General features: G+C 73.6%; 17 protein-coding genes. 5 read left to right on the top strand and 12 right to left on the bottom strand.

Annotated features, from left to right (window positions below; genetic code table 11):
* The first annotated feature begins 244 nt into the window (after nucleotides 1-244).
* A complete protein-coding gene (serS, locus tag MXD95_RS01780) occupies nucleotides 245-1,507 on the top strand; it encodes a serine--tRNA ligase (protein ID WP_250638715.1) in 1,263 nt (420 codons plus the stop codon).
* On the opposite strand, the gene MXD95_RS01775 is transcribed toward serS, so the two are convergent.
* The 6 genes from MXD95_RS01775 to MXD95_RS01750 form a co-directional block, all read right to left on the bottom strand.
* Nucleotides 1,480-2,487, bottom strand: coding sequence for a phytoene/squalene synthase family protein (locus tag MXD95_RS01775; RefSeq protein ID WP_250638714.1), 1,008 nt, complete (start codon nucleotides 2,485-2,487; stop codon nucleotides 1,480-1,482). The genes serS and MXD95_RS01775 overlap by 28 nt on opposite strands.
* 40 nt (nucleotides 2,488-2,527) lie before the next feature.
* The gene (locus MXD95_RS01770) at nucleotides 2,528-3,487 is read right to left on the bottom strand and encodes a VWA domain-containing protein (RefSeq protein ID WP_250638713.1); all 960 of its coding nucleotides are present in this window, start codon (nucleotides 3,485-3,487) and stop codon (nucleotides 2,528-2,530) included.
* Nucleotides 3,484-4,479: a DUF58 domain-containing protein gene (locus tag MXD95_RS01765; protein ID WP_250638712.1), complete on the bottom strand. Its 996-nt coding sequence runs from the start codon at nucleotides 4,477-4,479 to the stop codon at nucleotides 3,484-3,486. The genes MXD95_RS01770 and MXD95_RS01765 overlap by 4 nt, the downstream gene beginning before the upstream one ends.
* The gene (locus MXD95_RS01760) at nucleotides 4,476-5,585 is read right to left on the bottom strand and encodes an AAA family ATPase (protein ID WP_250638711.1); all 1,110 of its coding nucleotides are present in this window, start codon (nucleotides 5,583-5,585) and stop codon (nucleotides 4,476-4,478) included. The genes MXD95_RS01765 and MXD95_RS01760 overlap by 4 nt, the downstream gene beginning before the upstream one ends.
* A 126-nt stretch (nucleotides 5,586-5,711) precedes the next feature.
* Nucleotides 5,712-7,223 carry a phytoene desaturase family protein gene (crtI, locus tag MXD95_RS01755; RefSeq protein WP_250638710.1) on the bottom strand — a complete coding sequence of 504 codons (1,512 nt, stop codon included), beginning with the start codon at nucleotides 7,221-7,223 and terminating at the stop codon, nucleotides 5,712-5,714.
* 109 nt (nucleotides 7,224-7,332) lie between these two features.
* Entirely contained in the window at nucleotides 7,333-8,463 is a 1,131-nt protein-coding gene (locus MXD95_RS01750; protein WP_250638709.1) for a polyprenyl synthetase family protein, read from the bottom strand.
* Nucleotides 8,464-8,507: 44 nt separating this feature from the next.
* Between MXD95_RS01750 and MXD95_RS01745 the strand changes: the two genes are divergently transcribed.
* The gene (locus tag MXD95_RS01745; protein ID WP_308301426.1) at nucleotides 8,508-9,293 is read left to right on the top strand and encodes a hypothetical protein; all 786 of its coding nucleotides are present in this window, start codon (nucleotides 8,508-8,510) and stop codon (nucleotides 9,291-9,293) included.
* An 82-nt stretch (nucleotides 9,294-9,375) separates the two neighbouring features.
* Nucleotides 9,376-10,272 carry a methylenetetrahydrofolate reductase [NAD(P)H] gene (metF, locus tag MXD95_RS01740; RefSeq protein ID WP_250638708.1) on the top strand — a complete coding sequence of 299 codons (897 nt, stop codon included), beginning with the start codon at nucleotides 9,376-9,378 and terminating at the stop codon, nucleotides 10,270-10,272.
* Between the two features lie 84 nt (nucleotides 10,273-10,356).
* Here metF and MXD95_RS01735 read toward each other — a convergent pair whose 3' ends face one another.
* Entirely contained in the window at nucleotides 10,357-10,653 is a 297-nt protein-coding gene (locus MXD95_RS01735) for a hypothetical protein (protein WP_250638707.1), read from the bottom strand.
* Between the two features lie 271 nt (nucleotides 10,654-10,924).
* On the opposite strand from MXD95_RS01735, the gene MXD95_RS01730 reads away from it, so the two are divergent.
* The gene (locus MXD95_RS01730) at nucleotides 10,925-11,677 is read left to right on the top strand and encodes a CDP-alcohol phosphatidyltransferase family protein (RefSeq protein WP_250638811.1); all 753 of its coding nucleotides are present in this window, start codon (nucleotides 10,925-10,927) and stop codon (nucleotides 11,675-11,677) included.
* A 347-nt stretch (nucleotides 11,678-12,024) separates the two neighbouring features.
* Nucleotides 12,025-12,639 (top strand): hypothetical protein, encoded by a 615-nt coding sequence (locus tag MXD95_RS01725; protein ID WP_250638706.1) that lies wholly within the window; start codon nucleotides 12,025-12,027, stop codon nucleotides 12,637-12,639.
* Nucleotides 12,640-12,757: 118 nt separating this feature from the next.
* Here MXD95_RS01725 and MXD95_RS01720 read toward each other — a convergent pair whose 3' ends face one another.
* From MXD95_RS01720 to MXD95_RS01700, 5 genes are all read right to left on the bottom strand, one after another.
* A complete protein-coding gene (locus MXD95_RS01720) occupies nucleotides 12,758-14,503 on the bottom strand; it encodes a phytoene desaturase family protein (RefSeq protein ID WP_250638705.1) in 1,746 nt (581 codons plus the stop codon).
* Nucleotides 14,504-14,513: 10 nt separating this feature from the next.
* The gene (locus MXD95_RS01715; protein ID WP_250638704.1) at nucleotides 14,514-15,695 is read right to left on the bottom strand and encodes a glycosyltransferase family 2 protein; all 1,182 of its coding nucleotides are present in this window, start codon (nucleotides 15,693-15,695) and stop codon (nucleotides 14,514-14,516) included.
* Nucleotides 15,695-16,540, bottom strand: coding sequence for a bisanhydrobacterioruberin hydratase CruF (gene cruF, locus MXD95_RS01710; protein WP_250638703.1), 846 nt, complete (start codon nucleotides 16,538-16,540; stop codon nucleotides 15,695-15,697). The genes MXD95_RS01715 and cruF overlap by 1 nt, the downstream gene beginning before the upstream one ends.
* Before the next feature lie 83 nt (nucleotides 16,541-16,623).
* Entirely contained in the window at nucleotides 16,624-17,214 is a 591-nt protein-coding gene (locus tag MXD95_RS01705; RefSeq protein WP_250638810.1) for a GNAT family N-acetyltransferase, read from the bottom strand.
* A 218-nt stretch (nucleotides 17,215-17,432) separates the two neighbouring features.
* Nucleotides 17,433-20,222 (bottom strand): FAD-dependent oxidoreductase, encoded by a 2,790-nt coding sequence (locus tag MXD95_RS01700; RefSeq protein WP_250638702.1) that lies wholly within the window; start codon nucleotides 20,220-20,222, stop codon nucleotides 17,433-17,435.
* Nucleotides 20,223-20,252 lie beyond the last annotated feature (30 nt).

Raw genomic sequence — 20,252 nt, 5'->3', positions numbered from 1 at the left:
TCGAGTGGCGGTTCCTGGCGTGACGGTCCGCAACCGTCGCGCCCGCACGCCCTGTCGGGCACCGGCACCGCAACCGTTCCACACGGTAACTGTTGTTCCGTGTTGGCCAGGGTGAGGCACCCCGGATCAGCATGCCGGCGGCGCCTGTGCGCCGGCTGTGCCCAGCGGGCGACTGATAGCGTTGCCCGGGGGGTGCGATGCGGCACCGCCACTGTGCGGATCCACTCAGGGGCTGACGCGACACATGCTCGACAAGCGATTCATCCGGGACAACCCGCAGGCCGTCCGGGACGCGGTCGTGGCCAAGGGTGTCGACCTGGATGTCGACGAACTGCTCCAGCTCGACCAGGAGAACCGCAAGCTCCAGTTCGAGGTCGACCAGGCGCAGGCGCAGCGGCGCAGCCGCTCGAAGCAGTTCGCGAAGGCCGACGAGGCGCGTCGTGCGGAACTGCGCGCCGAGCAGGAGGCGTTCGACCGCCAGCTCACCCAGAACCGCGAGCACCTCGCGCGCACCGGCGCCCGCCTCGCCGAGCTGATGCTGCAGGTGCCGAACATCCCCTGGTCGGGGGCGCCGATCGGCCCGGACGAGTCGGCGAACGTGGTGCTGCGCACCGTCGGCGCGCCGCCGCAGTTCGACTTCACCCCACTGGACCACGTCGAGCTCGCCGAGCGGCGTGGCTGGGCCGAGTTCGCCCGCGCCCGCCGGGTCGCCGGCGAGCGGGCCTACGCCCTCGTCGGTGACCTGGTGCTGCTCGAGCGGGCGGTGCACTCCTACGCACTGGACCTGTTGCGGGGGCGGGAGTTCACCCCGATCGCGGTGCCGGCGCTGGTCCGCGAGGAGCCGCTGGTCGGAACCGGGATGCTGCCGAAGGGCCGCGAGGAGATCTACGAGATCCCCGCGGACGATCTGTTCCTCGCCGGTACGGCGGAAGTCGCCCTCGTCGGCCTGCACGCGGGCGAGATCCTCGACGCGGCCCGGCTGCCGCTGCGCTACGCCGGGATCGCGCCGAGCTTCCGCCGGGAGATCGGCAGCGCCAGCCGGGACGTGCGTGGCCTGCTGCGGGTGCACCAGTTCGAGAAGGTCGAGCAGTTCGTGCTGTGCGCCGCCGACGAGGCCGAGTCGGCCCGCTGGCACGCGGAGCTGCTGGCCACCGCCGAGCGCATCCTGACCGACCTCGGCCTGAGCTACGAGGTGGTCGAATGCGCCACCGGCGACATGGGCGTCGGCAAGTTCCGGATGAACGACATCAACACCTGGTTCCCGTCGCTGGGCCGCTACCGCGAGACGCACAGCTGCTCGACGCTGCATGACTGGCAGGCCCGCCGGGCGAACCTGCGCTACCGCGACCCGGACGGCACCATCCACTTCGCCCACACGCTGAACAACACCGCGGTGGCCACCCCGCGGCTGCTCGCGGCGTTGCTGGAGAACCACCAGACCGCCGACGCGCGGCTGCGGGTGCCCGAGGTGCTGCGCCCCTACCTGGGTGGGCGCGAGCTCCTCTGAGCGCCGGCCCGGCCGCCGCTGACGGCACGGGCGTCGGTGGTGGCATGGTCGCGGCGGCGGGCCTGGCGGGCCCGCAGGAGCGCCGGCCCGGCCACCGCCAGCCGGCGGCGGGTCGCGACCGAGACGCGTCGGTCCAGCACCTGGTAGTCGGCCCGTTCCACCTCGTCGAGGATGGCGCGGTAAAGCACGAACGCGGTGCGGACGCAGTCGCGTGAGGTCGGGTGCAGCAGCCGGATGCCGGGCTCCGCGCAGCGGAACAGCTCCCGGGCGCGGCTGATCTCGAAGGCGAGCAGGCGCCGCACCGGGCCGTCCACGACGCCGGCGGCCAGACGCTCGCGGGTGACGCCGAACAGGTCCAAGGACTCCGCCGGCAGGTACACCCGGCCGCGGCGCAGGTCCTCGCCGACGTCGCGGATGAAGTTCGCCAGCTGGAACGCGAGGCCGAGGTCACGGGCGTAGGGCAGCGCGCTGTCGTCGATCGGTTCGAGCAGCGGCACCATCTGCAGGCCGATGACGGCGGCCGAACCGTGCATGTAGCCGAGCAGATCCTGCCAGGTCGCGTACTCGGTGACGGTCAGGTCCATCGCCATGGACGCGAGGAACGACGCGAAGTGCTCCGGGTCGAGCGCGAACCGACGGATAGTGTGGATCGTCGCGGGAAGCACCGACACCTCGCCGGTGGGGGGCTGGCTGTCGTCGGCTGGCGTGCCGGTCCGCAGCGCGGTGAGGAAGCGCTCGGCCCAGGCCCGTAACGCCGCGGCCCGCTCGGAGTCGCTGAGCCGCGCGTCGAGGTCGTCGACGAGGTCGTCGGCGTACCGGGCGAAGCCGTACAGGGCGTTCACGTGCGGACGTTTCCACGGGGGGAGCAGCAGCGTCGCGAGGAAGTAGGTGCGGCCGTTCGCGGCGTGCAGCTCCCGGGCCCGGACGTAGGACGCCCGCAGACACGGTTCGGTGATGCCGGCGGCGTCGAGTTCCCTCACGACCGGCGACCGTGCTGGGCCGTCGCCGATGGGCGAGTGCTCACGGCAGCCGGGAGGTGAAGGCGAGCGAGGCGGCCGCGGCGGCGAAACCCAGGGCCAGAGACAGGCCCAGGAACCAGGTGGTGATCTCCCGGTACTCGGTTCGGTAGCCGATGGAGCTGCCGAGCCCCCGGTAGACCGAGCGCAGCTCGTCGCCGCTGGCGGCCCGGTGGTAGGAGCCGGCGGTCTGGTCGGCGATGTCGTGCAGCGCCTCCTCGTTGACCGGGACGGGCACCTCCTGGCCGCCGACGTCCAACGTGCCGCCGGCGGTGCCGTAGGCGATGGTGTCCACTGGCACGTGGGCCTGTCGGGCCGCGTCGATGGCCTGGGAGTTCGGCCGGCCGCGGGTGGTCTCGCCATCGGAGAGCAGCACGATCGCGGCGGGTGGGGCGCTCTGCCCGCCTTCGGACAGCCGCTTGCCCGCGGTGGTGATGCCCTGCAGGCAGGCGAAGATGCCCTCGCCGATCGCGGTGGCGGGGCCCAGTTGCAGCCCGCGGATGCCCGCGCGGACCGACTCCCGGTCGGTGGAGGCCGGCACCAGCACGGCGGCGCTGCCCGCGAAGGAGACCAGGCCCAGGTTGATCCGCGGCGGGAGCTGGTCGACGAAGGCCTCGGCGCCCTGCTTGGCCGCCTCCAGCCGGGTGGGCGTGATGTCGGTGGCCGCCATCGAGTTGGACACGTCGATCGCCAACATGATCGTCGCGCGTTCCCGGGGGACCCGTTCGGCGCGGGCCGGACGAGCCAGTGAGAACACCAGCCCGGCCAGGGTGAACAACAGCAGGGCGGCGGGCACGTGCCGGCGCCACCAGGCGGGCCGGCGCGGCAGGACCGAGGCGAGCACGGACGTCGACGACAGCCGGGCGGCGTAGACCCGGCGGCGCAGGGACACCGCGATGTACGCGGCGATCAGCGCCGCGAGCAGAAGGTAGAGCCACAGCCAGTGGCCGGCGAGAAAACTCACCGGCGGCCCGTCGTGGCCAGCGGGGGACGGCGGGCGGCGCCGCGGCCTCGGCGGTTCGCCGCGGCGAAGCGGGCTATGTCGACCAGCCAGTCGGAGTCGGTGCGCAGCACGAGATGGCCGGCGCCGACCCGGCGCAGGGTGTGCGCGACCTCGCCACGGTGCGCCGCGGCGGCCGCCGCGTAGCGTTCCCGCAGACGTCGCGAGGAGGTTGGCACCTCCAGCAGCGCGCCGGTCTCCGCGTCGACGACGGGCAGCAGACCGACGGCCGGCAGCGCGAGCTCCAGCGGGTCGAGCACCTCGACGGCGAGCAGCTGGTGGCGGGCGCCCAGCGCCCGCAGGGGGCGTTCCCAGCCGAGGTCGGTGGACTGGAAGTCGGAGATGACCACCGCGAGGCCGCGGCGCCGCGGTGGGCGCATCAGGGCCGCCACGGCGGTAGCGAGATCGGTGGCCGCGGCGGGCTCCGGGCGCCGCGGCGGCCGATCGTGGGCGCTGCGGGGAGTGGTGAGCAGGGCGTGCAGCAACGCTCGCAGGCCGGCCCGGCCCGGGCGCGCGGGGTAGGTTCTCATCCCGGCCTGGGTGAGCGCGATCGCGCCCATCCGGTTGCCGGTGCGAGCGGTGAGAAAACCGATGGCAGCGGTCGCGGCGATCGCCAGGTCGCGCTTGTCCAGTTCACCGCTGCCGAACTCGCTGCTCGCGGTGAGGTCGACCAGAGCCCAGGTCTCCAGTTCACGGTCGGCGATGAGGTCGTGGACGTGCGGGACGGTGGTGCGGGCGGTGACCGCCCAGTCCATCCGGCGCACGTCGTCGCCGACGGTGTACTCGCGGCTTTCCGCCTTCTCGGTGCCGTGGCCGGGCAGCAGGCCAAGGTGATCGCCGAGCAGCATGCCGTCCAGCCGGCGCAGCACGGTGAGCTCGAGCCGGCGCAGGGTGCGCTCGACCGCCGGGTCGGTGCCGGCCGCAGCGGTGCCGGCCGCGGCGGTGTCCGGGCTCATGCGAGGTATTCCGGGAAGCCCGAGCGGGGATTGGTACCCCAGACACCGGTGTGCGGCCCGGTCGGGCCGACCGGGCCGGGCTGGTAGAGGGCCTGTTGGCGGGGCGCGACCTGTGGCGGGGCAACGGACTCGAGGATGCGCGCCGCGATGGCGTCGGCGGAGAGCCCCTCGGCGAGTGCCTCATAGGACAGCACCAGGCGGTGCGGCAGCACATCCAGGGCGACGGCGACGACGTCGTCCGGGACCACGTAGTCCCGTCCGCGGAGCAGGCCGAGCGCCCGGGCGGCGGCGATCAGGCCCAGGGAGGCCCGGGGGGAGGCGCCGTAGGCGAGATGGCCGCGCAGCTCCGGCAGGCCGGCCTGTTCCGGCGCGCGGGTGGCGAGCACGAGGTTCACGGCGAACTCGAGGATGGCGTGGTGCACGAAGACATTGTCCGCCCGCTCCTGCAGCCGCAGGAGCTTCGCCGGGTCCAGCACCTGCTCGGGCACCGGCGGGCGCACGCCCATCCGCCGCACGATCTCCAGCTCCTCGGCCGGGCTCGGGTACGGCACGGTGACCTTCATCAGGAACCGGTCGCGCTGGGCCTCGGGCAGCGGGTAGACGCCTTCGGACTCGATCGGGTTCTGGGTGGCCAGCACCAGGAATGGCTTCGGCAGCGGGTGGGTGGCCCCGCCGAGCGAGACCTGCTTCTCCGACATGATCTCCAGTAGCGCCGACTGCACCTTGGCGGGCGCCCGGTTGATCTCGTCGGCGAGCACGAAGTTCGCGAACACCGGGCCGAGCTCGACGTCGAACGCCTCGCTCGTGGCCCGGTAGATCCGCGCGCCGACGATGTCGGACGGGACGAGGTCGTTGGTGAACTGGATGCGGACGAATGAGCCGCCCACGACCGTCGCCAGGGTCTGCACGGCCAGCGTCTTCGCCACGCCGGGCACGCCCTCGAGCAGACAGTGCCCCCGGGCGAGCAGCGCGACGAGCATGCGCTCGACCATTCGGTCCTGTCCGACGATCACTTTCTTGATCTCGAACAGGGCGCGTTCGAGCAGCGCCGCGTCCGTGGTGGTGTCCGGCGCCGCGAGGCCGGCCGGGCTACGCCCTTCGTCCATGCCGGTATTCTTTCAGCCCCGTCGCGAATCCGGGGACCAAGGGAGTCGGCACGGTCCGGTTCCAAGGGTGTTCTAAGCCCCTGTTCAGGAACAACGCGTGCCGAGCCGGCCGATCCGGGCCGACGCTCAGCGCAGCGCGCGGGAGCGGTAGCCCGGATCGGGGCCGAGGATCCGCTCGGCGGCCAGCCGGCCGGAGACGAGCACCATCGGCACCCCGACTCCGGGGCGGGTGCCGCTGCCGGTGAACACCACATTGGCCAGACCCGGGGCGAGGTTGCCAGGGCGGAACGGGCCGGTCTGGGTGAGCGTGTGGGCGGCGGCGAACGGTGCGCCCGCCGCCATGCCACGGGCCCGCCAGTCCGCCGGGGTGGTCACCTGCTCCACCTCGATCGCCGCGCCGAGGCCGGGATAGCCCCGCCGTTCGCAGGTGGCGACGATCTCGTCCCGGTAGCGGGGGCCGAGCACCGACCAGTCCAGCCCGGCGGTGAGGTTAGGGGTGGGAAACAGCACGTAGTAGGCGTGCCCGCCGGTGGGCGCCAAGGTCGGGTCGCTGCGCGAGGGCGTGCTGACCAGGAACGACGGGTCACTCATCAGCTCCCCCCGGTCGATGATCTCCTGGAAGGTCCGCCGCCAGGCCTGGCCGAAGTGGATGGTGTGGTGGGCGGTGTGCGGGTAGTCCGCACGGGCGCCCGCGAGCAGCAGACAGCAGGACGGGGAATAGCGCAGCCGCCGCAGCCGGCCGGGCGCGGCAGCGGACGGCAGCAGGTCGGCGTAGGCGATCGGCAGGTCCGGGTTGAGTACCACCGCGTCGGCGGGAATCCGCTCGCCGGCCGCGGTGTGTACCGCCACGGCCCGTTCGCCGCGCAGCTCCACCCGGGTGACCGTCGTGTCGTAGCGCAGGGTGACACCGTGTTTCGCCGCGGCCCCGGCGAGCGCCTCGGCGACCGTGTGCATCCCCCCGTCCGGGTGGTACACCCCCGCGACGCAGTCCATGTAGGAGATGACGGCGTAGAGCGCCAACGCGTCGTGCGGGGCGAGGCCGGCGTACATCGCCTGGAAGGAGAACAGCCGCCGCGTCCGATCGTCGCGCAGGTGCCGGCCGACGACGCCGGAGAGCCGGCGGAAACCACCGAGCGCGGCAAGGCGGGCCAGGGCCGGACGGGCGAGCGTCAGCGGCGAGTCGACCTGCGCGTCGATGAAATGGGCGAACTGTACCCGGAACATCGCGGTGACCAGCCGGACGAACCGCTCGAAGCCCGCCGCCTCCGCCGGCCCGCACAGCTGCCGGATCGCGGCCGCGGTGTCGGCTGGGTCGGCCCGCACGTCCAGCGACGAACCGTCGGCGAAGAAAGCCCGGTACATCGGGTCCAGCCGGGTGAGGGTCAGCCAGTCGTCCAGGTTCTCGCCCACACAGTCCAGCGCGTCGGCGAGCAGCTCGGGCATGGTCAGCACGGTTGGGCCGGTGTCGAACCGGTAGCCGCCCAGGGTGAGCTGCCCGGCCCGGCCGCCGGGGACCGCGGCCCGCTCGAGCACGGTCACCTGCCGTCCGGCGCCGGCCAGCCGCAGCGCGGCGGACAGGCCGCCCAGACCCGCACCGACGATGACGACGTGGTCCGTCGGCCCCTGCACCGTGTGCATCAGCCCGCCTTCCGCCCGCCGGTGAGGTCGGGCTTGCGCCTGTGTCCGCCGCGGCGTGCCGCCGGATTCGCAGGGTCAGTCTGCTGTCCGCCCGCTCGCGGTGCCGCGCTCACTGTGCTCGGCGGGTGGCCGCGTTCGCGAGCTGGGTGAGCGCGGCCACGGTCGCGGCGTCCAGCCCGGCGCCGTGCAGCGCGGCCAGCGCCTCGGCGGCTCGGGCCGTGATCCGTTCCTCGGCCAGCTCGAGTGCACCACTGGCCGTGACGAATGCCCGGGCCGACTCGAGCGCCACCGGCCCGTCCCGCTGGTCGAGCACGGTGCGCAGCCCGGCCGCATCCTGCCCGCCAGCGTGGCGCACGGCGAGGTCGACCAGGGCGTTAGGCCGGCCATTGCGCAGGTCCTCCCCGGCGGGTTTACCGGTCACCGCCGGGTCGCCGAACAGGTCGAGGATGTCGTCCCGCAGCTGGAAGGCCTCCCCGAGCGGCCCGCCGAAGGCCGCATAGGCCGCCAGCAGCTCCGGCGGCGCACCGGCGAGCAGCGCGCCGAGCTGCAGGGGGCGGATCACCGTGTAGCCGGCGGTCTTGTAACGCGCGATCCGGGCGATCCGTACCGATGCCGTCTCCGAAGCCGGCGCTGTCCCTGAAGTCGGCGCTGTCCCTGAAGTCGGCGCTGTCCCTGAAGCCGGCGCTGTCGCCGCCTCATCGCCGACGTCCAGCGGATGGCTGGCGAGGTCGAGGTACTGACCAGCGACGAGCTCCGCGCGCATCGTCGAGTAGGTCGGCCAGGCCCGGGTGTACGCCGCCGGGTCCAGGCCGCTGGCCATCAGCAGGTCATCCGCCCAGCACAGGAAGAGGTCGCCGAGCAGGATCGCGGCCGACTGCCCGAACCGCTCGTCGTCTCCGGGCAGTGCCCGGCCCCCCGGCAGTGCGCGGGTGCGATGCAGCGCCGCGAGCTGACGGTGGGCGCTGGCCTGTCCCCGGCGCAGGCTCGAACCGTCCATCAGATCGTCGTGCACCAGTGCGCAGGCATGTAGCACCTCCAGGGAGGCGGCGGCCGTCACAATCTCGGGGCAGTCGGGCCGCCCCGTGCCGCGCCAGCCCCAGTAGCAGAACGCTGGGCGCAGCAGCTTGCCGCCCCCGAGCAGCACCTGTTCGGCGACCTCGAGGAAGGGGGCGAGGCCTGGGTCGATGCCGAGCAGGGCCAGGGTCCGGTCGCCCGCGAACCGGCGCAGTACGGCGGACACGCGCGGGCGGACATCCGTCATCGACACCCGGGGTACCGTGCGGTGTGCCCGTGCTCGACACCCTCGTCGTGGTGATCGCCGTCGTACTGCTGGCCGCCGCGCTGGGCGGTCTGTCCCTGTTGCGGCTGCCGCCTGCCGAACTCGTCCACACCGTTGACGGTATCGACGCAATCGAGGTGAGGGTTGCTGTTGGTCGGGTTGAGGTGGCCGACCGCGACCGCGGCGACGTCCGCGTCGAGCTCACCGTCCGCCGCCGACCTGGCAGGTCGTCACCTAGGGTGACGACCTTGGGTTCGTTGCTTCGCATCGACGGCCGGTACAGCGAGGTGCGGGTCAGGCTTGCGGTGCCAGTCGGCACCCGGGTGCGCGCCGAGGTCCTCACCGGCGAGATCACCCTGTGGGGTGCCGCCGGGGAGCTCTCACTGGTCACCCGGGACGGCACGATCGCCGGCCGGGAACTTGGCGCCCTGTCCGCGACGGGGCCCGACGCGGCGGGGCCCGTCGCGGCGGCGACGTCCGTACCAGCCGCGGTACCGACCGCCGCGTCAGGGACCGCCGCCGCGTCAGTGGCCGCCCGCAGCCAGAACGGCGACGTGAGTCTGCACTTCGCCTGCCCGCCGGCCGGTGTGCATGCCCAGAGCGAGTCCGGGCTGGTGACGGTGATGCTGCCGGACGCGGAGTACGACGTGTCGGTGGAGGCCGGCGATCCGCGTGGCGTCCAGCTGGATCTCGCCTCGGTGCCCGGGGCCGAGCGACGGGTGGTCGCCCGCACCGTCTCCGGTCAGGTCCAGCTCGGGATCACCGCGCCGCTCGGCCCACTGCCGATCTGACGGCTCGGCCTGGGTCCCTGCGATGGCGCGGAAATCCGGGGGGTGTCGCCGACTGTGGTCCTTACCGGGTTACCCTCTTGCCATGACGGCGGTTCGGAGTGTGAGCGCGAGACCGACGACGATGGCCGAGTTCCTCGCGAGTGGCGAGCCGTCCTTCTCGTTCGAGTTCTTCCCGCCCCGGACCGCCGACGGTGAGCGCCACCTGTGGACGGCGCTGCGGCAGATCGAGGCGCTGCGTCCCTCGTTCGTGTCGGTGACCTACGGTGCTGGCGGCTCCACCCGCGAGGGCACGATCCGGGTGACCGAGCGGATCGCGAGTGAGACCACCCTCACCCCGATCGCTCATCTCACCGCCGTCAACCACTCGATCGCCGAGCTCCGCCAGGTGATCGGCAACTATGCCGGCGCCGGGGTGCGCAACGTGGTGGCGCTGCGTGGCGACCCGCCGGGCGACCCGCAGGGAGTCTGGACGGCGCATCCGCAGGGACTGGAGCACGCCGACGAGTTGGTGCGCCTGGTCCGTTCGGTCGGGGACTTCTGCGTCGGGGTCGCGGCCTTCCCGGACAAGCACCCCCGCTCGCCGGACCTGGACGCCGACGCCCGCTACCTGGTCGGCAAGTTCGACGCGGGCGCCGACTACGCCATCACCCAGTTCTTCTTCGGCGCCGACGACTATTTCCGTCTGGTCGACCGGGTCCGGGCGCTCGGCTGCTCCAAGCCGATCATCCCGGGGATCATGCCGGTCACGAACGTGTCGCAGGTCGTCCGGATGGCGAAGCTGTCCGGCGCCGGCCTCCCGGCCGACCTCGTCGCCCGGTTGCACGCGGTCGCGGACGACCCGGCCGCGGTGCGCGCGGTCGGGATCGAGGTGGCGACCGACCTGTCCCGCCGCCTGCTCGACGGTGGGGCGCCTGGCCTGCACTTCATCACCCTCAACCGCTCCAGCGCCACCCGGGAGATCTTCCAGGCCGTCCGGTAGCCCCACGCGGTCAGCGCGACGCGGCGGGCGTGGGCGACGGTCGGCTTCGGTGCCGGCGTCTCGGCTGCCGTCGGCCGTCGGCCGTCAGGATGATGCGGCGGGGACGGGCGCCGGCGGGGCCGGTGGCGATGCCGGCGGGGTCGTGTCGTAGGCGTCGAACACGCATAGCAACCACTCGTCGCGGAACGAGCGCTCCCGCACCAGCGCGAATCCGGCTCGGTTGGCAGCGTCGATCACGTCGGCGACCAGCCCCAGATCGAGCGTGTTGAACACCGGGGTGATGCGTACGGCGAGGATCACCTGATCCCGGTGGGACGCGAAGACCGCCGCCGCGTCGAGGTCCTCGATCCTCTCGACCACACCGCTTACCTGCTCGCTCACGTCACCTCTCCGCCTCTCGGCGACTCTACGTTCCGGCTGTGGCCCTGTCCGGTAGCGCAGCGGCTCTGTCCCGGCGGCTGATCCGTCCCGGGGGAGCCCGCACCCGGCGGTCTCCCCACGGTCTGCTCGGATTTCCCCCGCGGTCTGCCCGCCATAGGGGTGGATCCGCCGGCTCGGTGCGCCTTGGCCGTCCTGACCGGTGCCGTACGCCCGGTGGGTGCGTTGCCCAGGCGTGTTCCGGCCCGGTTCCCGGCACGATGGGGGCGTGTCGATGCTCATCCCGGACCGGGACAGCTACCTGGCCCGCTGGTCGCGGCTGCACGGCGGGTACGACCCCCGCTCGGGGCTGTGGCTGGTCCGGGCGTTCCTCACCCTCGTGTACCGGGTCGCGCGTCCGCTGGCGGCCCGGCGGGTGTCGCCGTCGGCGGTGACCGTGGCGGGCGTCCTGCTCACCGCCCTGGTGGTGCCCGCCGCCGCCGCGGGCGGACGCTGGCCGCTGCTGGGTCTGGCCGCGCTGGCCCTCGGCGGGGTGGCGGACAGCGTCGACGGGGCGGTGGCGGTGCTGACCAACCGCGCCACCGCCTGGGGGTATGTGCTGGACTCGGTCGCAGACCGATGCGGTGACGTGCTGTGCCTGGTGGCGTTGTGGTGTCTGGGCGCTCCCGGAGGGCTGCTGGTCGCGGCTGGGTGCCTGCTCGGGCTGCTGGAGTACACCCGGGCACGGGCCGCCGGCGCCGGGTTCGGCGAGATCGGTGTCGTGACGGTGGGGGAGCGCCCCACCCGGATGATCCTGACCGGGGTCGGCGTCGTGGGCGCTGGTCTCCTGCCCGGGCTCGCGAGCGTCGCCGCCGTCATCGCCGCCGCCGGGACGGTCGCGGTGTGCGCGGTCGGCTGCGGGCAGCTCGGCAGCACAGTTCGTCGGACCCTCGTCGGTTCACCGCCACCGAGCGTGCCGTCCCCAGGCGAGTCGCCCGCGATCGAGCCGTCCCCGGACACGTCCGCCGCGGGTCCGGCCGAGCGATAGGCGCGGCCGACCCAGGCAGCCGCCGCGGAGATCGGCACCGGCAAGCACCCGTGCGGGCGTGGGTTCCCGCGCCGGACATTCCTTCTCCGACCGTCGTTCGACGGTTACCCGAAGTGTGCCCGCGACTTCATCTGGGCGATCTTGATTTGTGTACTGAGCGTTTGGCTCCGTCACCCCGGGTCGCGGATTCTTGGATCCGTATCTACGGATATTTTTCTGGTCCACTGCCGAATTTGCGGATGTATTGCTACGATCCGGCCGTACCCTCGTTTCGTCGAGCGCCCATGGCCGTGGCCAGGCGCTCGGCGCCGAGCTGCCCACGCCGCCATGAAGGATTTGCTGAAAAGATGCTGTCGCAGATCGTCCGCAGAATGTCGCTGCCGCGGCTGGCCGTCGCGATTCTCGCGCTTGCCGCCGCTGTCACCCTCAGCCTGCTGCCCACCTGGCGCGCGCAGGCCGCCGTGCCCACCCCGGTACCCGCGTCCTCGGGAACGGACGCGGCTGCCCTGGCCAAGTCCGGCAAGATCCCGACCGGCAAGGTGCTGCTGCTCGGGCGCATCGCGCATCCGGTCCTGCTCGATGTCAGGGCCCTCGCCACCAGGTACCCGCAGCACACCCAGACCGTCACCTTCCAGAGCGGCGCCGGCAAGCAGACCCACACCTACACGGGCCCGCTGCTCTACGACGTCCTGCAGGCGGCGAAGCCGTCGTTCCGCGCCGACGTGAAGAACGACTCGCTGCGCTACGCGGTGGTCGTCCACGCCAGTGACAACTACGAGTCGGTCGTGTCCTGGCCCGAGATCGACCCCGGCTACGCGAACACGGAGAGCCTGCTGGCGGTCACCGAGGACGGCAAGTCCCTGGCCGCCGACGGCCCGCGGCTGACCGCGCCCAAGGACACCAAGGGCGGTCGCTACGTGTCCAACGTCATCTCCGTCGCCCTGGTGCGCGCCGGCCTGTAGTTCCGACGGCCCTGACCCGCACGGTCCGGACACCTGGTTCGGACCGTGCGGGTGCGGGTGCGGGTGCGGCGGGTGGCCGGAGGCTCGAGATCCGGGTCTCGTCGGCCCGCGGGGATCCTCAGGCGGGGCCGACGAGGTCGGCGACGATCGCCGCGGACAGCACCACGAGCGGTAGCCCACCGCCGGGATGCGCCGAGCCGCCGACGTGGAACAGACCGGGCACGCTGGTGGCGTTCGGAGGTCGGAGAAACGCCGAACGCGCGCCGTGCGACGCCGGGCCGTAGATCGACCCGCCGACAGCCCCGGTGCGCCGCTCCAGATCGGCCGGGGTGATCGTCTCGTACCAGCGCAGCCGTCCCCGCACGTCGAATCCGCGGGCGGCAAGCAGATCCAGCACGTGCCGGGCGTACCCGTCGGCGAGTCCCGGCCGGTCCCAGTCCAGTCCCGGCGCGGCCCGTGGGCCGACCCGCGGGCCCCGATGGTGTGGCGTGGCGTGGTCCGCCCCGAGGCCGCCCATCTGATGCCCGTCTCGCCACCGCGCTGTCGCTGCCGGCCCGTCTGTCCGGGGCCGGTGGGGTGGGGCGTTGACCAGGACGAACCAGGCCTCGCCGTCCGGGGGAGCGCAGGCCGGGTCGGGTGGGGCACTGATGTAGATCGCCGGGTCGGCGGCGAGACGCCCGGAGAAGATCGCGTCGAACTCGTCGTCGTAGTCCGCGGGGAACGTCACCGTGTGCTGCGTGAGGCCCGGTGTTCTCGATAGGCCCGGTGTCGGCGGGAACTCTGGTGTCGGCGGGAGTTGCGGTGTTGGCGGGAGCTGCGGTGTTGGCGGGAGTTGCGGTGTCGGCGGGAAGTGCGGTGTTCGCGGGAACCGCGGCGTCCGCGCGAACCGGGGGCCGGGGGGCGGCAGCTGGGACAGGGCGAGTAGCAGCACGAACCCGGACATCGACCGGGGCTCCCGCGCCGCCCGGCGCCGGCCGGCGCGGCCGAGGCCTTCGGGGAGCATCCTGCCGTAGAGCGCCGCGGCGTCGACGTTCGCGACGACGACGTCGGCTGGCAGCCGGATCCCGTCCGCCAGCCGAACCCCGTCGACGCGGCCGCCCGGGGTGCAGGTCACCGAACGCACCCGGGTGCCGAGCAGGATCCGGGAGCCGCACCGCCGCGCCCGCGCCTCGATCGCCGCCCCGAGCCGGCGCAGCCCGCCCGGCAGGTACCAGCCGCCGAAGTGGCGCTCGGCGTGCACGACCGACACCAACGCCGCCGGCGCCCGCCGCGGGTCCGAGCCGGAGTAGGTGGCGTACCGGTCGATCATCTGCCGCAGGCGCGGGTCCCGGACCGTCGCATGGCCGAGCGCCCGCAGGCTGCGCCCCGGGGCTATCGCCGGGATGTCGCCAGGAGCCGCCCAGGCCAGCCGGGCAAGACTGGCGGCCCGTACGGGGCTTGCCAGGATGGGCCGCTCCGCCGCCTCGAACACCCTGGCCGCCCTGCTCGCCAGACGTTGCCAGTCCGCCCCGGCCGGCGCCCCGAGCCGGGCATCGAGCTCGGCGATGAACGCCTGGTCGTCGGCGTGTGCGGCGAGTGTGGTGCCGTCGGCGAACCGGTAGGAGGCGATCGGGTCCAATCGGCGCAGTGCGCCGATTGAGCCGGATGGGCCGCCGGTCGCGGTGAACAGGTCCTCGAACACCTGTGGCAGGGTGAGCAGGGACGGGCCGGTGTCGAAGCCGTACCCGTCCCGCTCATACCAGCCGAGCTTCCCGCCGGTCGTCGTGGACTGCTCGCAGACGGTGACATCGTGGCCGAGGGCGGCGAGCCGGGCCGCCGCCGCCAGCCCACCCACGCCGGCACCGATCACCACCACGCGGGCCATGCCGCCGACTCTACGACCCCGCCGCGTCGTGCCCGCGGACCGTCGGTGCGCCGCGGTCCACCCCGCCCGCTGGCGAAGGAAAGGTGACGCGGCGGCCTTTCCAGGTGGCCCGGCCGCTGCGGCGGCGCCACCAGGACAGCGCGGTGAGATAGCCGAGCAGGCTGATCGAGGCGGGATGGGTGAGCGGGTCGGGCCAGCGACGGCCGCTGGTGCGGTGCGCGGCGATCGTCCGGCTGGCGACGCCCGCGAGGCAGCCGACGACCGCGGCGGGGCGCCCGCGCAGGGCGGCGATCGCGGGCAGCACGTACAACCAGCTCAGCAGGCCGATCTGGGCAGCGCTGGCCGCGGGGCTGCCGCCGGCGGCGGCAAGTGACTTGGCGTAGCCGTCGCGCAGCGACGGCCAGCCGTCGTACATCCGGTTCGAGGCCAGGTCGGTGCCATCGACGACGACGCCTCGGCCGCCGGCGCGCTTGACCGCGCGTAGCAGAGCGACGTCCTCGATGATCTGGTCGTGGACGGCGGCGTGCCCCCCGGCCCGGCGATAGGCGGCCGCGTCGACACACAGAAACTGCCCGCCGGCGGCCGACAGGGACGGGCGTGGGCTGCGTTCGGCGAGGCGCAGCGGAAGCAGGGCGAGCCAGAGCCAGGACAACAACGGCTGGATGAGCCGTTCGGCGAGGCCCGACGCTTCCTGGCGCGGATACGGCGAGATCAGGTCGAGGCCGCTGGCGCGCAGCAGCAGGATGGCCCGGGCGATTCCCTGCGGGGCGAGGGTCACGTCGGCGTCGAGGAAGACGAGCACGCTTCCGGCGGCGACGGCGGCGGCCTGGGCGCAGGCGTGGGGCTTGCCGAGCCAGCCCGATGGCGGTGGTCCGCCGCGCACGACGGTGACCCGCGGGTCGTCGCGGGCCCAGGCGGCGAGCAGACGGTCGGTTCCGTCGGTGGACTCGTCGTCGTAGGCGATGATCTCCAGGCGGGGCAGGTGGGTGACGGCGAGCAGGGCATCGAGGCAGGGGCCCAGCCGCGCCGCCTCGTCCCGGACCGGAAGGATCACCGAGACGAGCTCGGTGATCGTCGAGGCAGGCGGGGCGACCCGCAGCAGTCGGGCGTTGAGCGCCGTGTGCACGGCGATGCCCACCGAGGCGACCGCGGCGGACCGGACGATGGTCGAGCTGGCTGCCGCCCAGCGCACTACGGATCCTGCCGGTCGTGCGGCGAGGGCGCGTCGGCGCCGCCGGGAACATCGCGGTTCCAGCGGCGCGACGAGAGCAGGAGAGCCGCGCCCATCGCGGGGCCGCCGACCGCCGCGACGCCTGGACGGGCGAAGAAGACGAGGTGCGCCAGCACCGACGACAGATAGGTCCAGAGCAACAGGGCCAAGGGGATACGGTCATCCCGCCGGGCACAGCGGCCAGGATCGGGCAGGGCGATCAGCGCGCCGGTCATCACCGTGCCCACCAGCAGCCAGCCCAGGAAGTTCGAGACGGGAATGCCGTTGATCGCCGGCCCGCCGCCGGGCCGCCAGGCCCAGTGGCCGGCCTTGACCATCTGCGGGTCGAGGAACAGGTCCCAGGTGGCGAGGATCAACCCGCCGAGGAACGCGGCCCGGTTGGGGATCCGCTGGTGGCGGCGGACCAGGACATAGGCGGGATAGGCCATCATCGCCCAGGCCAGCGGAACGACCGCGGCGACGCCGAAGACCCGCGGCCCGAGCGAGGTGCCGTAGCTGTACTCGCCGAACGGCACGCCGGTGTGGACGCCGAGGGTCTCGGCGGCCAGGCCGCCGCCCACGGTCACGACCAGGTAGCCGCTCGCCCAGCGTGGGCCACGGGTGGTCGTGGCGTGTGCGATGGAGGTGAGGAAGAACAGCACCACAACGGCGACTGTGACCGCGCCGAGGGCTCGCTGCCCGACCAGCGGGTAGGCGATCTGCGTGGCGACCGTGGCCCCCGCCGGCAGCCAGACCCAGCCGGGAACGCGGCGGCGCGGCGGCTCGTCAGACTGCCACGGCCGGGACGGCCACGACCCCGTCGGCACGCGACGGACGGGGGGTTTGCCCGGCCTGTCCCGTCCCTGCGGCCGACTCGCCCATGCCGCCGTGGACACCGGGCGCGCGGACATCAGCGCACGGGCGTCGGCTGGCCGGTTCCCGGGGCGTGCTCGTCACCGGAGGTGTCCTGCGGCACGGGGCCCGGCAGTTCCTTGCCGAGGACGGCATACGGGATCATGGTGCCGGGGAAACGGAAGTCGCTCAGCAGCGGGACGAAGCCCTCGCTCTCGTACAGCCGGCGGGCACGGCTGCCGCGCGGTTCGAGGGCGGACAGGGCCGCGGTGCGGTAAGGCGTCTCGTGCAGCAGCTCGCGCAGGAGCCGACGGCCAAGGGAGCGGCCCTGGTAGGCGGGCAGCACGTGCAGCTCGACGACCTCCAGACAGTCGTCCAGCCAGTGCTGGGCGGACGGCGGCGAGATGGCCGTGAGCGCGTCGACGACCACGTCATGCCACCACTGGCCGGGCCGCCCGGGCAGGGCATAGGTGATGCCGACAAGGGTGTCGTCCCCGGTGACGGCGGCGACGGCGAGCAGGTCGGGCCGGTCGAAATGCCGGCGGGCGTGGTGGGCCCGGTCCCGGGCGGCCCGGACCGGGTCGGCCTCGTGGAAGTCGAGGAAGGCTGCCTTGTACACCCCGATGACGTCGTCGAGCCGGGCGCGCATATGGCTCGGCGACCACCGGACCACGCTGACGTCCACGTCGGTCACCGGCGTCGCCTCCTGTCCGCGCCCCGCCACCTGCTCGCGTCCCGCGGCGCCGTGCGGGCCCTTCGCGCGGTTTCGGCGAGCCAACCGGCCAGAGCGCATCCTCACATCGCCTGACGATAACTCGACCGTCGGCGGATGCGCTGGGCGACAGGAGTGCCTGATACGTAACGTCGTCAGTCTGTCGCGCAGGGTGATTTCGTCGGTATCGGTGGTAGGCCGATCCGGTCCCCGAGCAGGGCCACCCCGGCGCAGCGGGAAGCGCCCTCCAGCAGGTCAGCCGCCAGCAGCGCGACCGCCGGCGCCTGAACCGTGCCGCCCGCGTTGGTTCCTGTCGCGATCACCACCCGACCGGCGTGGCCGGGAAGTGGAGTGACCAGGGGTAGCCCGTCCGGGGTCGCCGGACGCTCACAGATCCGGATTTCCCGCACGGCGTCGACGCCCTCGGGGTGGATGCCATGGGCGCCGTGCTCGTCATGTCCGCCGGCCGCGCGGCGCAGGGTGGGAAAGAGGCCTACGGTTGCCCGCAGGACGATGTCGCGCAGCTCGGCGATGCCGGCCGCGGCGGCGTCCTGGCGTGCCAGACCCAGGTAGCCGAACCCCGCGCTGACGTGGATGAGCTGCCCATCGGCGGAAAGCGTCACGTTCATGACGCCGAGCGGCTCACCAGCGTGGATCTTCACCGCCCGCCGCAGCCCGGGGTTGGGCAGGGTCAGGGACAGGCCGAGCATGGCGGTCACGGCACCGGCGCCGGGCCAGTCGGGTCCGAGTAGCTGGTAAAGGTCTCGCCCACCCACGGTGATGACGGTGCGTCCTGCGCGCACCGCCCGACCGTCGGCCAGCTCGAGCCGCACCCCGCCGTCCGGGCGGGGGGGGCTGCCGGCGCTGGCCGGGCTGGCCGGGCTGGCCGGGCTGGCGGGGTCGGCGGGGCCGGGGTCGGACGGGCCGAGCCGGACCACCCGGCAGCCCGCGCGGACCTCGACGCCGAGCTGGGCGAGGCGCCCGGCCAGCGCGCGGGCGAGGTCGTGGATGTTGACGGCGTAGCCATCCACCTCGACTGCCCCCGCGACGGCGCGCGTGCTGCCAGGCAACGGGACGGTGTGGCCAAGGGCCGGCCAGTCCTGGGCGAGCGCCCCGGGTGCCAGTCGCGTGACGACGCCACCCGCGCGACGCTGCAGGCGCTCACCCGCGTCGAGCTCGGCCGCGCCCAGATAGACCCGGGTGAGCCGGGTATCCCGGCGCAGGCCCGCGGTCCAGCGGGTGCCCGCGGCGGTGGTGCTGGCGGCAGGGGTGCGGGGCGGGGTGGCCGGGGCGGTGAACAGCTGGGACCAGCCACGCAGGCCGAGGCGGTTGAGAGCGATCACCAGGTCCTCGGCGGTGGCGCGCAGGCCAGGCTGGTCGGCGCGACGGGCGAACGCCTGAGCCCACGCGGACTCGACCGGGTCCAGCGTCCCCGGATCCCGCAGCGCCCAGCCGCGCCGGGCCGGCGACCGCTCAAGGACGTCCACCCGGTCCGGGTCGGCATGCGGCAGCGTCTCGGTCGCGGACAGGTGGCGGGCGTTGGCCCCGCCGAACGTCGTGCCCTGGGCGGCGGGATCGGCGCGGTCCTCCGGGGCGGCGTCGAGGACGAGGATCCGCCGGTGTCCTCGAGTGTGCAGCAGCAGGGCGGTGATCAGCCCGACGATCCCGCCGCCGACGACCACCACGTCGTACCCGTGTTCCTGGCTGTGCCCATGTTCCAGGCCAGGCGCGGGTTGCTGGCCGTGCCCGGGCCGAGGCGACGGTGCCGGCTCCCGGGCAGGCCCGACCCTGGCCGGACCGGAGGCGATGCCGATGATCGGGACGGCGGACGCCGGGGGCAGTGCTGGGAACAGGTCGGTTCCGGTCAGGTCGTCCAGATCGGCCCGGCCGACGACGGTGAGCACGGCCTGGTCGAGATCGTCCTCGCAGGCGGGGGAGCGCATTGCCGCGGAGCACAGGGTGAACCCGGTGCGCGGGATCCCGCCGTCGGCCTCGACGCGGGTTGCGAGCAGCGTGCGCACCGGCGCGAGCAGGCGGGGAGCATTGTCCAGCACCACGGTGAGGTCGCGCCGGTCGTAGGCGTCCAGCAGAGCCTGCGCCGTGCACACCTCGGGCTCGCTGACACAGACCAATCGGTTCCCGCCGAACAGCTTCAGGCGGGCCGCGTCGAGCAGGCCGGCGCTCGCCCACTCCCCGGAGTCGGTGAGCGGCACGGCGATGCTGACGGCGTCCGCCGCCTCGAACAGGTCCTCGACGGACGCCGCGACCCGGACCCGGTCGGCGGGCAGCCGGTGCCGTCGGGCCCAGGCCCCCGCCCCGGATGGATCGCCCGTCAGGGACGGCGCACACACCATCAGGTCATATCCGCGTGCCACCCCGGCCCGGGCCACCCGGCCGTTGATGTTTCCCGCGCCCAGCAGGCCCAGCATCCCGCCCGTCGCGGGCACCCGGCCCCGCCCGGCGGCCCCGGCGGTCCTGGCGGTCCCGGCGGGGGGAGCCTCGGCCGTCCCGGGGAACAACCGCTCATGGACGAACCGCGCGACATGCCGGGCGTTGACCTCGGCGGTGTTGCGCACGCAGATGCGGAGCTGGGCCGCGGCGGCCAGATCGACGGCGGCCAGGGAGGTGCCGCGACGCACCAGCAGCAGCGGACGCGGGTCGTCCGTGCGGCGGACCGCCATCGCCCAGCGGGACAGCGCGGTGGCGTCCACCGTGTTCGCGCCGACGACGAGCGTGTGCGGACGCAGCGCGACGAGCGTGTCGGCGAGATCCGTCGGGCTGGCGGCGAGGGCGGGGCGCAGCGTCACGGCCGGCGCGGCGGCCAGCAGGCCCGCGACCCGTGCGCTCGTCGGGGTGGCGACCAGGACCCGTCGGCGGTCGGAGGAAGGCGGTGCCGTCGCGGACGCGGCTGTGGCTGCACGTACCTGATCACGAGACGTGGGCATGCGGGTCGCTTCATCCCGGTTCGTCGGGGG

Origin of the sequence: Frankia sp. AiPa1 (assembly GCF_023243075.1) — a bacterium.
Taxonomy (GTDB): Bacteria; Actinomycetota; Actinomycetes; order Frankiales; family Frankiaceae; genus Frankia.
Note: the sequence above shows the minus strand (reverse complement) of the source record. Positions and strands in the feature narration are given on the sequence as shown.

Excerpts from the sequence above, each read along its gene's own strand:
- metF (WP_250638708.1), top strand. The coding sequence starts at position 9,376 with ATGACGGCGGTTCGGAGTGTGAGCGCGAGACCGACGACGATGGCCGAG.
- serS (WP_250638715.1), top strand. The coding sequence starts at position 245 with ATGCTCGACAAGCGATTCATCCGGGACAACCCGCAGGCCGTCCGGGAC.
- MXD95_RS01720 (WP_250638705.1), bottom strand. The coding sequence starts at position 14,503 with ATGGCCCGCGTGGTGGTGATCGGTGCCGGCGTGGGTGGGCTGGCGGCG.
- MXD95_RS01705 (WP_250638810.1), bottom strand. The coding sequence starts at position 17,214 with ATGCGCGCCCGGCTCGACGACGTCATCGGGGTGTACAAGGCAGCCTTC.
- MXD95_RS01700 (WP_250638702.1), bottom strand. The coding sequence starts at position 20,222 with ATGCCCACGTCTCGTGATCAGGTACGTGCAGCCACAGCCGCGTCCGCG.
- MXD95_RS01725 (WP_250638706.1), top strand. The coding sequence starts at position 12,025 with ATGCTGTCGCAGATCGTCCGCAGAATGTCGCTGCCGCGGCTGGCCGTC.
- crtI (WP_250638710.1), bottom strand. The coding sequence starts at position 7,223 with ATGCACACGGTGCAGGGGCCGACGGACCACGTCGTCATCGTCGGTGCG.
- MXD95_RS01760 (WP_250638711.1), bottom strand. The coding sequence starts at position 5,585 with ATGGACGAAGGGCGTAGCCCGGCCGGCCTCGCGGCGCCGGACACCACC.
- MXD95_RS01730 (WP_250638811.1), top strand. The coding sequence starts at position 10,925 with ATGCTCATCCCGGACCGGGACAGCTACCTGGCCCGCTGGTCGCGGCTG.
- MXD95_RS01765 (WP_250638712.1), bottom strand. The coding sequence starts at position 4,479 with ATGAGCCCGGACACCGCCGCGGCCGGCACCGCTGCGGCCGGCACCGAC.